At 45.8% G+C, this 15,087-nt stretch carries 10 protein-coding genes; 3 read left to right on the top strand and 7 right to left on the bottom strand.

The genetic code is table 11. The annotated features are described in order from the left end of the window. Positions 1-25: 25 nt before the first annotated feature. The 4 genes from ablA to V6W81_RS01240 form a co-directional block, all read right to left on the bottom strand. On the bottom strand, positions 26-1,429 hold the full coding sequence (gene ablA, locus V6W81_RS01255) for a lysine 2,3-aminomutase (RefSeq protein ID WP_145052172.1): 1,404 nt from the start codon (positions 1,427-1,429) through the stop codon (positions 26-28). A 381-nt stretch (positions 1,430-1,810) separates the two neighbouring features. After that, positions 1,811-3,094 (bottom strand): MFS transporter, encoded by a 1,284-nt coding sequence (locus V6W81_RS01250; protein ID WP_338541312.1) that lies wholly within the window; start codon positions 3,092-3,094, stop codon positions 1,811-1,813. After that, the gene (locus V6W81_RS01245; protein WP_145052117.1) at positions 3,091-3,570 is read right to left on the bottom strand and encodes an ArsR/SmtB family transcription factor; all 480 of its coding nucleotides are present in this window, start codon (positions 3,568-3,570) and stop codon (positions 3,091-3,093) included. Before V6W81_RS01245 ends, V6W81_RS01250 begins: the two co-directional genes overlap by 4 nt. Before the next feature lie 463 nt (positions 3,571-4,033). After that, positions 4,034-6,346 carry a glycoside hydrolase family 88/105 protein gene (locus V6W81_RS01240; protein ID WP_338541311.1) on the bottom strand — a complete coding sequence of 771 codons (2,313 nt, stop codon included), beginning with the start codon at positions 6,344-6,346 and terminating at the stop codon, positions 4,034-4,036. 312 nt (positions 6,347-6,658) lie between these two features. Between V6W81_RS01240 and V6W81_RS01235 the strand changes: the two genes are divergently transcribed. Further along, on the top strand, positions 6,659-7,486 hold the full coding sequence (locus tag V6W81_RS01235; RefSeq protein WP_338541310.1) for a methyl-accepting chemotaxis protein: 828 nt from the start codon (positions 6,659-6,661) through the stop codon (positions 7,484-7,486). Between the two features lie 117 nt (positions 7,487-7,603). Here V6W81_RS01235 and V6W81_RS01230 read toward each other — a convergent pair whose 3' ends face one another. After that, complete coding sequence (locus V6W81_RS01230; protein WP_338541309.1) at positions 7,604-8,434, bottom strand: endonuclease/exonuclease/phosphatase family protein; 831 nt, start codon at positions 8,432-8,434, stop codon at positions 7,604-7,606. 280 nt (positions 8,435-8,714) lie between these two features. On the opposite strand from V6W81_RS01230, the gene V6W81_RS01225 reads away from it, so the two are divergent. Together V6W81_RS01225 and V6W81_RS01220 are read left to right on the top strand one after the other, a co-directional pair. Further along, positions 8,715-10,490, top strand: coding sequence for an SWIM zinc finger family protein (locus V6W81_RS01225; protein ID WP_338541308.1), 1,776 nt, complete (start codon positions 8,715-8,717; stop codon positions 10,488-10,490). Further along, on the top strand, positions 10,487-13,513 hold the full coding sequence (locus V6W81_RS01220; protein WP_338541307.1) for a DEAD/DEAH box helicase: 3,027 nt from the start codon (positions 10,487-10,489) through the stop codon (positions 13,511-13,513). The genes V6W81_RS01225 and V6W81_RS01220 overlap by 4 nt, the downstream gene beginning before the upstream one ends. 229 nt (positions 13,514-13,742) lie before the next feature. Here the strand turns inward: V6W81_RS01220 and V6W81_RS01215 are convergent, their stop codons facing one another. Continuing rightward, positions 13,743-14,210 carry a hypothetical protein gene (locus V6W81_RS01215; protein WP_338541306.1) on the bottom strand — a complete coding sequence of 156 codons (468 nt, stop codon included), beginning with the start codon at positions 14,208-14,210 and terminating at the stop codon, positions 13,743-13,745. Positions 14,211-14,403: 193 nt separating this feature from the next. After that, entirely contained in the window at positions 14,404-15,051 is a 648-nt protein-coding gene (locus V6W81_RS01210; RefSeq protein ID WP_145052096.1) for a TetR/AcrR family transcriptional regulator, read from the bottom strand. Positions 15,052-15,087: the final 36 nt, after the last annotated feature.

Raw genomic sequence — 15,087 nt, 5'->3', positions numbered from 1 at the left:
GTATCTGCATTAAAATCTACCGACATTAATCAGCAAGGATATGTTCGCCTGATGGACGAAGATCTTTATTCATTTTCTTTTCCTTAAGTCGATCACGATTCTCTCGTTTATCCTTCAAGGTCTCAGCTCCACTGTTCCTAAAGGCTTCCCTCTTGGAATATCTCTCCAGCTCATCTGGAACGAGACTCTCCTGTTCATCCCCGTGGTAAAAGTTAGAGACACCTGTGGTTCGATAGGCAACTGAATTGCCATAATAAGCATCAAAGTAACGATCTGCTGTTCCCTCTTCGTAGTTGCGAGGCTCAGGGTAGGCTGTAATTACGCCTTCAAAGTTCCGTAGAATGGTTTTGCCAGGAGATTGAGAAACGATGTAATTAGGCTGAACCGGAATTTTACCACCGCCGCCTGGAGCATCCACCACAAAGGTAGGTACGGAATAACCCGAAGTATGTCCTCTGAGCGATTCCATAATCTCAATTCCTTTGGAGATCGTTGTCCGAAAATGACCAATTCCCTCCGATAAGTCGCATTGATACATATAGTAAGGACGAACTCGCATCTTAACGAGGTCCAGATTTAGTTTCTTCATAATATGGCTGCTATCGTTGATTCCTTTGAGTAATACCGACTGATTGCCTAATGGAACACCTGCATCTGCTAACATCTCACAGGCTCTTCTGGCTTCCTCTGTAATTTCAATAGGTGTATTAAAGTGGGTGTTAAGCCAGATAGGATGGTATTTCTTAAGCATGTTGCACAGATTCTCGGTAATGCGCTGTGGAAATACAACTGGGGCTCTCGTGCCGATTCGAATGATCTCGACATGTGGAATTTTGCGTAGCTCACTGATGATGTACTCTAGAATTTTGTCATTGACCAGCAATCCGTCGCCTCCAGATAGAAGCACATCGCGTACAGCTGGTGTATTACGAATATAAGCGATCGCATCTTCCATCTGTTTCTTGGGAACTCCCATGCCGATCTGACCAGAGAATCGTCTTCGCGTGCAATAACGGCAATACATCGAGCATTGATTGGTAATGAGGAATAGAACCCGGTCAGGATAACGATGGGTTAGCCCTGGAACCGGTGAATCATCATCTTCCGCAAGAGGATCTTCGAGGTCGTAACTCATCATCTTCATCTCTTGGGATATCGGAACACTCTGCTTACGAATAGGGCAATCGGGGTTGTCTGGATCCATTAACATAGCATAATAAGGCGTAATATTGAGTGGAATTGTCTGCGCGGAAATCCGAACACCTTCTTCTTCATCCGGTGTTAGACGAATAACTTTCTTGAGTTGATCCACAGTTTTGATTGTATTGGTCAGTTGCCATATCCAATCATTCCAGTCCTTCTCTTCGACGTTCTCCCATAATTCGACTTCCTGATAGTGTCTTCTGTGCTGAGCGGTTTTATCTGGCATTTCACGTTGAGTGTACAAAAACATCTCTCCCCTTCACCATACCTAGTTATGTGATTCATGACTACTTAGCATCGAAGACTACGACTACTCTACAGAAACATCGAAAATTCCCTTGTGCATTCATAAGTGCATTCACAATTACTTTCATATGCACACCAGAGTACATCAAACATCAACGATGCACTCTATAAGATTTATTTGAAATAATATACAAATATATCTTTAAGCTATTGTAACCATATTTTGCTATAATTGAAATAGAAAATTACAAATTTATATTATTGATTACTTAATTTTACATTTTACTCGCAATTGACTTATCATTCGTGTTCAGAGTATCCCGTTTTTTCGAACCATGAAGATAAATGATATTAGACCTGATTAAGCATGTGCATCCTTCACAGGTTCATGATACGAGGTTGGAGTAGCTGCTGTTTCTGATAATTCTAGCTGATCAATGGATGGTAACTTCCGAAGCACACCGCTAACGAGCCAATACATGCCAAAGATCACCATCGCAATGCCACCAAGTAAAATGGAATACAGAGGGCTTATCGAACCAATCGCTCCACCCACCAAAGCTCCAATCGGCATACTAAACGCTGCGGCACTGGATACAACGGTAATGACTCTACCGATCATTGAAGTTTCGATCTGTCTTTGAATTGCGGAGAACATCAGTACATTGAAAATTCCAATCGTTACAAATCCTGCGCCATAGAGTGCAATAGATGGGATTACCGGCAACAGGCTTGCACCGATCCACAATAATCCTGAAGATACGCCGCAGAGCACGGTGAGCTTGCCAAAAGGGAATTTACCAACACGCGGTGTAATGATCGCTCCACATAACAGCCCTACGGACATTGCCGCCATATAATACCCATAGTAGGATTCACTCCCACCTTGCATCAGGGCAAATGCCGGAAGTGTGGCAAACATCGCAGCAATGAAAAAGTTAACGAAGAAGCAAGCAACGACTAGATGAGGGATAATCGATGAACCTGTGATATAACGGATTCCAGCCATGAAGTCTTGTTTGTAATTTTGCAGCCATTTACTGATCTGAGGCTGTTCATTCCCATCCGTATTTTGAAAATTAAAGCGATACAGGGTGTAAATTAAGGACGTACATAAATGGCATATAGCTGTGATAAGAATCGCCTGCACGGGACCGATGACTGCAACCAAAATGCCCGCAACAGCGAGAAATACGATATTCATACTCTCCCGGAGTGTGTTCAGATAAGAGTTAGCCTGTACCAGGCGATCTTGAGGTACGATATTGGGGATGACTGTAGATTCTACGGGGTAGGTAAACTGTGAGATCATCGCTACGATGAACAATACGAGAATGCAATAAAATACGTTCAATCCAAATAATACAGCAAAGAGCGGAATCGAGAACAATAAGGCTGACTTTAGAAATTCACAGAACACGAGACTTTTTTTGTACGATACGTAATTGGCAAAGGGGGCAATTAGAAAGCCTAAGCAATCCGCAGCACTGATCGCAAAATAGGCTAATCCTGAATAAAATACATTGCCGCTGATTGCAAGGACAAGCAGCATGCCAGCCACCTCGTACACACCCGTTCCAATGCCTTTGACGAACATACCAGACAATAGAATATTAAAATTCCGATTGAACAAACGCGTACTCAAGTGATCTCCCCCTCATCATACTCTTTTGCTTCGAAACTGATCTGGTACGCCGTTCTGTCTTGCTTAGACGTGAGTGATTGCTGTGTATATTTGTAGAACAACTCTGAGATTTCGTCACTTAAAGCAGCCAATTCTGCCTCCGACAGCATGATGTAGTTATCACGCTTAGCTCGAAATTGTCGCTTCACCTTAAGCTCTGAATCATTGACTCGAAACAACGTCGCTTTGGCTCTGTAAAATTTCTCAACAATTCCTCTCGAAACCTCCGTATGTACCAACTCCAAAATCTCATGCTTAAACAATTGCTGGATGTGATAATACGTTGTACCAGGATCTTTATCCAACCGGTCTGCCACTTGCTTGGACGTCATCGGCTGCTCGGACAACAAAATAATGATCTCAACCCGGAACGGATGCGAAATAATCTTCTGTTGCTCCAATGTGATATCCATCGGCTGCAATGCTTCGTCTGACATGGTCGTTCACCTCTATAACCTTCATAATGTGAAAATTAAAGCAGTAATTAAACTATATAAATTGAACTAAAAAGATTCACACTGACCACTCCGATGACAGAACAACCTTCCGATCGCTGTTATCCCCAGATTTTTCTGATTCCCTTTTCCAAAGGGGAAAATCCGGGGATAAAGGCGAATGCTCCGCTTCTTCACGTTGTTTCCGTCCTCTTCGTTCTTGTGTAAATGTCTAGTCAATCTATATAGTAATTAAATCGGCGTTTAAATCGATTTATAAATCTAAATCGTGTTGGAAGCATCATATCAACCAATGGAACAATTTGTCAATTATTTTATAAAAATAGCCTGATCACCGATCTCCAATAGAGAATCCGTAACCAGGCTAGAAAGAACATATAGAGCTACACGGAGCACATAATCTGAGATAGTACCCAGAGATACATACCACGTATCACTTCAACAACTAGGAATGCAGTGCGGTCTTCGTCTGACTCGCAGCAGATTGACGCAAATGCTCTTTCATTCGCGCTAACTCTGTACCCGCCAGCATCATAATTCCAATCCCATGGTTGTCGTTGGTGACTGTCAGGAGATCCTTGTTGTAATACTCTGCTGTGAATGCGTATCTCGATCCACTACATACCCCATGTACATTACCTTGACGGTCAATCGCATACTTCGTTAACCCACTCCATGCCTGCTCCGCCGCTACAATATAACGTTCAGGATGACGGAACCATCCAAATCGAACGCCTCGGGAAAATCCGTAGGTAAACATAGCTGTACACGATGCCTCCAGATACGTATCTGCATCATTCAATACCTGGTGCCATAACCCGCTCGGGTCTTGAAGTGCAGCATACCCCTCACATAGTTCATTATAAAAATCAATCAAAGCTGGGCGATCCGCATGCCCTTCAGGAAGAGCCTCCAGCACCTCCGTTAACGAGAATAGTGTCCAACCATTTCCCCGCCCCCACGGTACTCGTGTTGCTTGCCCATATTTGAAGTCATATACATGGGACATGATTTTGTAATCAGACATAAATAGATACTTTCGGTATAACAAAAACTGTGTAGCCGCCTCATCCAGAGCTGCTGTATTTCCCGTCAAGCGGGCATAACGAACCAGAAACGGTGTACTCATATACAGATCGTCCGCCCACATCGTGTTCTCGGCATATTCCCCAGTACACTCGCGGTAAAAAGCACCATCCTCCTGGCGTTCCAATCGAGATAACATAAAATCAGCAATCCGCGCAGCAATCGGCAAAGCTGTCGGTTCCTGATGCTCTGAATATGCTTCCAGCATAGCTGAGCCAAACGAACCACAATTGTCCAACATCTTGAGCATCACCAGCTGTTGGTTCACTGAAGGGAATCCGTACTGCTCCCGATCCCACAACGAATATTCGTACATCCGAGTACATGTCCGCACATGTTCAGCCGCATACCGCGTAATATCCGGTCGCTGTAAATGACGGCCAGCTTGTAACAAGCCATACACGGTTACACCAAGTGGATAATCCCAACGTCCATAGTTGGTCACGCTACCTACCGTCCACTTATTGCTAAGCATCGCATTCTCATAGTACGGACGAACCCAAGCATCTGGTCGATCCAACCGCCAATACGTTTTCTCTTCTAATGAAGGATGAGATGGGGATGGCTCTGTTGTTCCCGTAACATATACCCGATCGAATCGGTTCATATCCTGCGCCGCTGGTTCAGCCCCAGCCTTGAACGGCCCAGCATATAACCATGATTCTCCAGATACGCCGTGTACTCGCTGCGGCAGTTCGAACTTTAATTCTTTGCCATTTACCGAGGCAGTTAATGTAAATTGCCATGGCGTCTCTGCATCGCTACATTCACTGCACACCAACAATTCGCTCCGTCCAAAAGAAGCATGCACTTCCTCCGTAAATGAACCTGCTTCGGAGAGCCGGATCACTTCCTCACCTTGGTGCCACACTTGAATTGGACCAGAGCAGACTCCCGATAGTTGAACCTTTGCTCCTGTCGCATCGCTATTGTTCAGATGAGTTCTTGCATACACCCGGTGACCAGGGAGATGTCCATATATACGCTCCAGAGCAGGCATGGCTTGTTGTGCTTCAGACCATTCTGGGTTAGGGAACCACGTCAGCCCCGTATCCTGTTCTTTTCCTATTAAATTCAGCGCAGTTTGCCCACCACCAGATGGATGGAGTGTTAACGAGATATCTTGGTTAGAGAGATTGGAATATACCCAGCCTGCCTGCCCCAGTCTTTCTTCAAAAGGAGAAAGTACATTCAGAATGCGCACCTTACCCTCGTCAGATCCGAATTGACAACCAAAACCAGCAGGGGTGCAGCTCATTTGTAACAACAACGTATTCCAGCCTGGTTTAATATCAATTCCCAATTTCACCGTTGCGTCTGGGGTAATCTCATCTATAACGGTAGAGCGGTACACGAGTTGCTCATTAAAATAAAATCGAACGGGGCCATAACACCGGATAAGTACATCCAGGTTACGGTCTTCATCCCCCCAGACGAGCGCTGCAGCGTAAACCGTCTGCCCTTTCTCGGCTTCTGGAAAGCGTTTACCTAAATTCAGATCATACAAGCCTTTATCATTCTGCATAATGCCCGACTTCTGAAATAAACGATATACGAAATCAGCTTGGGCATTGGCTCCGATATATCGCTCAGCCAGCACTTTCAATACCTGATCCTGATCATCCCCGAAACGATAGTACATGCTCTGTGGTTCACTGAAATAGGTTGTCATGAAATGCCACTTTCCTCTCCCATGGAGTAAAATAATAAGTATGCTAGGGGAATAACGCGTTAAGTATAGCGCTTAACCCAAGTAGGATATCCCCTTGATTATGGATACATTAGATTGCTTTTTCGTTTGGTGGTAGTTGAATATTAACCCCAGTATACCTGACATGTTTGCTCATGGCTACAGATTTTTGTTTGCGCTTACAATATAACTTCCCACAAATATTTAAACAATGGTTTAAAAAAAGGAATGCCTTGCCGATATAGGTATTAGACTGGAAATTCCACTTTTTGTATTGGAAAGGAAAGATGAAATTTGAATACGCTTGAATCTTTGGTAAATGCAATGCCTTTTGTCAGTCAAATGTTTCGTGATGATGTATCCATCTCTATTAATGATCATGAGAAAGTTTTATACTTTTCCGAAGCAAAAAGTTTGGAAATTGGTGTAAAAGTCGGCGATGAGCTGCATGATGATTATAAGAATTTCAAAATGTTAGTTAATAAAGATACACGTACCGTGGCACGGATGCCTGGTGATCTGCAAGGTAGACCGTTCGACGCAATTCTCATTCCCATTAAAGAAAATGATCAAGTTGTAGGTATCCTCGGTGTAAACTATGCACTGGATAATCACATTACGCTAGAGTCACTAATTGCTGAGAATGAAAGCACGATTAACGCCCTCGTTGGTGGCATTCAACAAATTGCGGCACATTCAGAAGAACTGTCCGCGACATCAGAAGAAATTCTGCGTAACTCCAAGCAAGCGGTAGAGAACTCGGTCAGTGTAACCAAAGTAACCAACGTGATTCGTGAAGTATCCGAACAAACGAACCTGCTCGGCTTGAATGCGATGATTGAAGCTGCTCGCGTAGGTGATCTCGGGAGTGGCTTCGGGGTTGTTGCGAGCGAAGTACGCAAATTGTCCGATCATACGAAACAAGCGGCGGCTGATATTGAAACCTCCCTCGGTAGTGTTCAGGACTCCATGAAACATATGGAACAAGAGATTGGTCAGATTACGACAGCAACGGTAGATCAAGCACAGCTCGTAAGTGAGTTCATGGAAAGCATTGATAAGCTGAGCCACACCAGTGCAGATCTCAAAACATTCGTGCATAAGATGTTATCGCTCGAATAACCCTAGTTCCGACATGAAGGATTTTCTTGAAGGTTATGTACATATGTTTAGATACCAAAAAGCCTCCGCCCTGCCATCCTTATTGGGAAGTCAGCGGAGGCTTTCGCTTGATTTAATTTAGGTATTCATTTCAATTTCGACAGCAACACCATAGTGGTCAGAAACAACGGGCCCATTCTTGCCATTAAGAACAACCGTTGAAGACTTCGCCTGAACAGGACGATTTGAGAAAATATAATCAATGCGTAGTGGCTGACTGTTATTCGCCCATCCAGCAATGGCTTTGACAACGGTTGCGCCATCGTCCTTCTGCGCTGCTGTGGTATAGAGATCATGCCAGCCATGACTCATCATGTAGTCATACCCCTGTCCCCGTATCTCCGCCACATTATTGAAATCCCCCATCATATACAAAGGTTCATTCATATACGGCGCAAGCTTGCTCTCGGTTAGATCCCATTGCCCTTTGAAAGGCTCCTGCTCGTCATCCCACCAGTTGTAATGTCCATTCACGAACCATGCCTCTTCACCATCCGCCACCGTCTGGATTCCGACGATTTTGCGTGTTCGGTAGTTGTTGTAATCCCGCATGTGGGATACATATTCCCCAAATGCCTGTGTAATTGGCGTTCGGCTTAGAATCGCCAGTCCTTCATCATATCTGCGGAATCCGACATGGGTAGGAACCCAGGTCCAGTAATACTTTTCAGATAATTGTGTTAGTAGCACATAAGCATAATTGTCTTTTTTGACTACCGTGTCTGAATCTGTGGCAAAGTAGTGCTCCAGCTCTGCCGTAGTTAACGCCTCTTCCTGAATCGATTGGTTGACCTCCTGCATGGAGATGATGTCGAATTGATGTGTATTAATAAACTCAGCCAGTTGGCTGATCTTGTTCAGTTGATCTTCTTCTGCCCAAGCGTGTGCGTTTAAGGTAAGTATTTTCATAAACTCTCTCCTGCCTGATTTTAATGTTAGGTATCACCTGTTCTTGCATGGTTCCTCGATAGAATACATACCCTAAGCATACACAATACACGCACATTTCGCATACATATGGCTACGATGAACTTGTCTTCACGGAGAAATGAATTCACCAAAAAGTTCGTTTCATTCACAGAACTCCTGCACGGATTGTCCTATAACTGATATGATATATACATTAAATTCACACCTTTAACGTCAGAACGCGTTGAATGATGAACCTATGATTTCTCCAGGAGATGGAATGATGAACATACCCAATGAAATGATCATGGATGATGCACAGTGGCAACAATTGATTCGTGAAATTGCGGATCATTTCGATAACCTGACCATTATGCGCGGATTCCAATATTATAAACAGAAACGTGTTGGCCCATTAACATTTACGGAGCAACGAGGCATCCATGCGATGGTACAAGGTACAGAAGAATATGAAGTGCTGCTGAGTATGCAGTCCTTACCTACAAGCTACTGCCCCTGCCCGGTACATTCCCCTTGTAAACATATGATCGCTGTTCTTATGAGTTACGCTGAAAGCACGGGACGTCCTGTCCATGCCATTGTAAATGCCCATTCGAGCACTGCTCTGAAACAATCCGTGAAGCCTACCTCTGCTATATCATCGGTACGCTCGGATTCTGAAGCTCATGTGCAGGAGCTTGAAATCCCAGACAACTCATATAGCCAAATCAAGGAACAAGCGATGGATCTTGCTCAGCTACCTATTCCGGAATGGCATAAGCTGTTTCGGAACTGTCTCAACCGCCTGGGAACAGGAACAGCAAGTACAAGCTATATACAGGCTGCGACCGACGAGCTCTATGCCATTAAACCCAAGTTATCTTCAGGCATGGATCAAATATTCGACCTACACGTGCATATGTACCTTATGCGCTTCTGTATTCCTGGCCGTAATCCGAACACCAATTCGCCTGTCTATCTTAGTTATCCTGCCCAGCTTGCTGTAGATGCCCTTCAGAGAAATATAGAAAAGGAGCTAAATCGCCCACTGGATCTATCCAATCTGGATGACAAGCAGTACGCAGAGCATTGGAAACGGCTTGAAGAAACGGTAACCTATCTCCGTAAGCAAATGTTGTCCGAAACGTCCAGCATTATGGCATTTACGTCCATCTATCGCGACTTGTGGTTAAACTGGCTTGTGCCTCTTCTACAACGACAAGACGAGCTAGAAGCTGAACTAACAGCTCTACGCGAGATTGAACATAAATTAAGTGATGACTCCGTTTCTACTAAAACAACCACCGGAAGTGTGCTAAATGTGAACCCAAGCAGTTCAGGCACAGAAACGAGCACACCTAATAGAAGACCACCCACGCTTCCACTACCTTTGGTGTTGGCACAGGGCTGGATATACTTTCACCTGAAACGGGATTCGGAAGCTTGGCAGATCTTAACGAGCGGAAGCTCAGCCTATGGCATTCCACCAGAGCATGTATTGCACTATCTGCACGTCCTGGTGGAACAACTGGATTGGAATAGGCTCGGACATTGGCTGGCAGAGCTCGGACCGTTGCTTGCGAATCGCCGCAATGATCCATTGCATGATTACATGCAACTCTGGGACACCGTTATCCAGGAGCTTCCCGAAACAGAAGATACGATGTGGAATACGCTTGTTAGCATGTTGCCCCATTCTCGGCCTGCCTATGAGGATGCTCTTCATCGTCGTAGCCAGTGGCGGCGTTGGATCGATTTTCAACTTAGTACGGGGGCGGAGCCACTCGAATTCCGTGTCGCAATACTTCAACCCATCGAGAAAGATGCGCCCGAACTGCTGCTACCTTTCTACCATCAGGCCGTCGAACGTTATATCGGACACAAAAACAGAGACGGGTACAAAGCAGCGGTTAAGCTGTTAAAGCGACTGGCGAAACTATACAAAAAATTGAAGCAGGAAGAACGCTGGGAGCAGTTTATCACGGCTCTCGCAGTTCGTAATAGCAGACTGCGTGCTCTGCAGGAAGAGCTTCGGAAAGGTAAATTAATCTCATGAGCCTTAACCATCCTTACACCGAAACGATTGAAGTTCACGTTGCCCTAACGGGATATGGAGATGCCTTGTTCTATGGTGCACTCAATACCCACCACTTTGTATCCGGACAATCACTCAAGCAACGGTTGTTCGCTTGGCATGCTCCTTCGTTCTATGGTACGGAGCTCGAAATCCGCCAGCTTGAAGACATTGAACTTGTGGTGTTGCCCGCAGAAGAAGTGATTCCTTTCTTCGCAGACATGCACACCTTACTGCATATTGAATGGAGATGGGATGAGCAGGCTGCCCATCTGATTCAGCTTGCTCCCGTGCTGGCTTCCACGATTGAAGATCGTAAATATATTCCTAGCTTTGCGGCTCATCGCACAGGGCAACTGCAATGGATCTGGGATTCAGACCGGTTGAAGCAACAGGATCGCGCCGCGCTGACCAAAGCCATTGAACAAACCGATGAGAGCTATACCGAAGGTCTAGGTGCTGCCTACTCTGCTTCTGTATTCCAGCGATGGTACAGCACGGAGGTAGCAGCCACAGATCTGAGACGCGAGTTCCCGCAGTTATTCCCGCAGAATGGAGAACCTCCACGGACATTTGGCATGGATGCTCAATCATGGCTCGTCTCTATCGGCTGGAAGGCAGATGCCGCACCCTTCAGGCCACTTCTGCAATTGCTGGAGCCAGACGATGATGAGCCTTCATGGCGATTACGATTGGTGCTGCAAAACAAGCTGGATGCCGCTTCACTAATTCCAGTGCGACTGGATTCGCGCGGCCGGCTTGAGGGGGAATGGCCTGAGGGCTGGACAGCCTTCATTCTAGATCGATCTGCCGCGTGGCTGGAACAATTGCGGGCACACCTTCCACGCATCAGCCGTGAGGTCAGTGGTAGCCGTGATGTACTCAGTGATCCGCTAGGAGATCAAGAGGCGTGGCAGTTCCTCACGATTGACAGCGGACGACTGCTAGAGTCGGGCTGGCAAGTATTGCTGCCAGGCTGGTGGGAAGCTGCACGGAAGAAAAAACCGAAGCTGCGTGCGAAGGTTAAGCCGGAGGAGGGCAGTGAGCGCGGACAGTCCTTCTTCGGACTGGACTCCATCATTCATTTTGACTGGCGCATAGCTATTGGCGACTCAGATCTGACGGAAGAGGAATTCGCTGATCTAGTGGCTCGTAATGAACGGCTCGTTCGTTTTCGCGGAGAATGGGTTCCTCTAGATCCTGCTCTGCTTGAGCAGATTCGAAGAGCGATGGGCGGCGTGGATCGGGAGCAAGGTCTCTCCTTCCAAGATATCCTGCACCTGCATCTGTTGCACAATGAACAACGGGAATATCGCAATCAGAAATGGAAGGAAGGACAGCAAGCCGAGGAAGAAGAGCAGCCACAGGCGAATGAGAACATCCGGCTGGAGGTAGAGCTGAATGAACATCTGCACCGGGTGATTGCACAGCTCGGAGGCGGACAAGGTGGTGCACCTTCCCTGCCCATTCCGGAAGGGCTACAGGCTGAGCTTCGTTCCTATCAAAAAGAAGGCTTTGCATGGCTTGGATTCCTACGCCGGTTCGGACTCGGCGCTTGCCTTGCCGATGATATGGGACTCGGTAAGACGATCCAGTTCATCACATATCTGCTGCATCTGAAGGAAAATGAACCACGTTCCCCCGGGCAAGCGCCAGCACTTCTCATCTGTCCAACGTCCGTACTGGGCAACTGGCAGAAAGAGATTAGCCGATTCGCACCTTCCATAAACGTGATGCTGCATTATGGAGCCAAACGGCTTAGTGAAGAAGCATTCCGCTCAGCTACAGAGCAGGTGGATATCATTATTACATCCTATGCAACGGCAACGCTCGATCAAGAGATGTTGCAGTCCTATACCTGGGCATCCATCTGTCTGGATGAAGCACAAAATATTAAAAATGCCCAAACGAAGCAATCTATGGCCGTCCGCAGTTTCCCTGCGAAGCACCGCATTGCACTGACGGGTACACCAATCGAGAATCGATTGGCTGAGCTATGGTCAATCTATGACTTCATTAATCCGGGTTATCTGGGCAGTGCACGAGCATTCCAGACCCGATTCATTAGTGCCATTGAGAAGGATAAGGATGAGCAGCGTATGCAGGATCTACAGCAATTAGTGAAACCGTTCATGCTGCGCCGCAAGAAAAAGGATCCGAATATCCAGCTTGATCTGCCGGACAAAAACGAGATGAAAACCTACATTCACCTTACCGGTGAACAAAGTGCTCTATACGACCAATCCGTTCAAGCCCTGATGGATAAGATGAAAGAGCTGGAAGGCATTAAGCGTAAAGGTGCGATCCTCTCTGCACTGACGCAATTGAAGCAGCTCTGTGATCATCCATTACTGCTGACCAAGGAAGCTCTTCCAGAGACCGTGACATCGGAGGACTCAGGTGCAACGTATGACGTGTACAGCCCACAAGACATGGCAATGCTCATTAGCCGATCTGCTAAGCTGGAACGGTTGATGGAGCTTGTCCGTGAGTTGCGAGAAGAGGGTGAGCGCTGCCTTATCTTTACCCAGTACATTGGTATGGGGCAAATGCTACAGCAGGTGCTGCAACAAGAACTACAGGAACCTGTGTTGTATCTGCATGGTGGGACTTCCAAAACAGGACGAGATCGCATGATCGATCAGTTCCAGTCACGGACACTTCCTGCGTCAGAACAACCGTCTGTCTTCATTCTTTCGATTAAAGCCGGCGGTGTGGGTCTTAATCTGACGGCGGCCAATCATGTATTCCATTTTGACCGCTGGTGGAACCCTGCCGTTGAGAACCAAGCCACTGACCGAGCTTACCGAATGGGTCAGACCAAGGATGTTCAGGTGCACAAGTTTATCTCCCTGGGCACACTTGAGGAGCGGATCGACGAGATGCTCGAGAGCAAGCAGCAGCTTAGCGATAATATCATTACTAGCTCCGAGAACTGGATAACAGAGCTCTCGACAGATGAGCTGACAGATCTATTCACTCGCCGGCGGGACTGGTCAGGATAACCTATCGTTATGTTCATTTCGTTTCACATCAGACGATGAAATGTAGGACTTATATAGCTTCAGCTTGACGAAACCTGTGAAGAGGACATTTATCATCGTGAATATATCCCAAAAAAGAGCGAAGCACGGAATTCCACTCCGTCTTCGCTCTTTTGGGTTATAACCGAAACGGAGCTGTGAATTCTCTACCCCATCTAGCTACAGATATTATTGCTGATATGCTTCTCGCTTAACGCATGTTACCGATAATGGAGGATCTGGAATCTTGCATTTTCTTAACGAAATTGGTCAACAGGTCAAAAGCTTCATTGCGCTTATTCGACAAGGATTGCAAACGAAGCATGTCCATTTGCTGTGTATTGCTTATTGCATCAATTTGGTTCTTCAGCTGCTGAGCCAAAGCCTCATCACCATTTTGCTTCGCTGCCTGTAATTGCGCGTTCAATTCTGTAATCTGTTGATACCGATTCTGTACTTCTTGAATTTGCGTCTGCAATTGGGTATCCAATAATCTAGTACGCTCTTGCTGAACCATCATCAGCGCAGTTTCGATGTCCATTTTGCTGATGTCGATCGCATTAATGCTCGACGAGATGTTCGAGTTAATGATTGCACTCGCTGAAGCCGAGCCAACGATCGATACTGCTGCAATAGCAGCAACCATTGTCGAAGTGAAGAATTTGCCAGTCCGTTTCATCTGTTGTCCTCCGATTGGATATGTAATATGTACCAATATGGTACGGTTTTCTTCGATATTCTATATCAAAAGACCTAGTTGTACAATCCATTTCATTTTAAATTTGAAATGTTTGGTTCAACCTATCCCGTAACCATCCTGTACTTACATTTTCAGATATATTTCAACCCAATTGGTTACCAAAACTCCGGCCTTACATCGTTCGAGATAGCTGTTGAATCAACTCTTGAATATGTGCTTTTACAGGCTGATCATCGAGGGATGCAATGAGCTCTTGATTCAATAACTGGTTCTTCTTCATTAAATAAAAATCATACAGCGCCTGACGAATGGTCATATCATACGTAATTGAGAAGGTTGGCTCAGCCACTCGGCGAATGACTGCCTCATCCTGGATCATGTACAGAATGGGATTAATTCGATTAAATACCCCACGCTCCATCCCCTCTTCAAAAAAGTGACATAACTGCTCACTATGATGCCGTAATGCGGTCGAGAACCCCTCAAAAATAGGAGGATACAGCTTCTTCACATCACTCCAGAAAAATTCAGGCAGATATAACACATGCGAGATGGAATGTTGATACGCAATTTGGAAACGACGTTCGAATGGGATCGAGTCATCCTTCATCATAGCTCTGGAATCATGGATTTCTTCAATATAGTCCTCCAAAATATGCTGGATAATTTCCTCTTTGGAAGAGAAGTATTTATATAATGTTGCCTTGCTAATATCCATATGTCTGGCCACGTCATCCATTCGAAGCGAACTGATGGGTGTTGTACGTAGCACGGGAATCATCTTGGTCAAAAATTTCTGCGAGTTCTCCAGTCGTTTCATGGAGTGCCCTCCTCTGCATACATTCAATTTCCTATC

The sequence above is a fragment of the Paenibacillus tundrae genome (assembly GCF_036884255.1).
GTDB lineage: Bacteria > Bacillota > Bacilli > Paenibacillales > Paenibacillaceae > Paenibacillus.
Note: the sequence above shows the minus strand (reverse complement) of the source record. Positions and strands in the feature narration are given on the sequence as shown.

Excerpts from the sequence above, each read along its gene's own strand:
- V6W81_RS01225 (WP_338541308.1), top strand. The coding sequence starts at position 8,715 with ATGATGAACATACCCAATGAAATGATCATGGATGATGCACAGTGGCAA.
- V6W81_RS01210 (WP_145052096.1), bottom strand. The coding sequence starts at position 15,051 with ATGAAACGACTGGAGAACTCGCAGAAATTTTTGACCAAGATGATTCCC.
- V6W81_RS01215 (WP_338541306.1), bottom strand. The coding sequence starts at position 14,210 with ATGAAACGGACTGGCAAATTCTTCACTTCGACAATGGTTGCTGCTATT.
- ablA (WP_145052172.1), bottom strand. The coding sequence starts at position 1,429 with ATGCCAGATAAAACCGCTCAGCACAGAAGACACTATCAGGAAGTCGAA.
- V6W81_RS01220 (WP_338541307.1), top strand. The coding sequence starts at position 10,487 with ATGAGCCTTAACCATCCTTACACCGAAACGATTGAAGTTCACGTTGCC.
- V6W81_RS01245 (WP_145052117.1), bottom strand. The coding sequence starts at position 3,570 with ATGTCAGACGAAGCATTGCAGCCGATGGATATCACATTGGAGCAACAG.
- V6W81_RS01240 (WP_338541311.1), bottom strand. The coding sequence starts at position 6,346 with ATGACAACCTATTTCAGTGAACCACAGAGCATGTACTATCGTTTCGGG.
- V6W81_RS01230 (WP_338541309.1), bottom strand. The coding sequence starts at position 8,434 with ATGAAAATACTTACCTTAAACGCACACGCTTGGGCAGAAGAAGATCAA.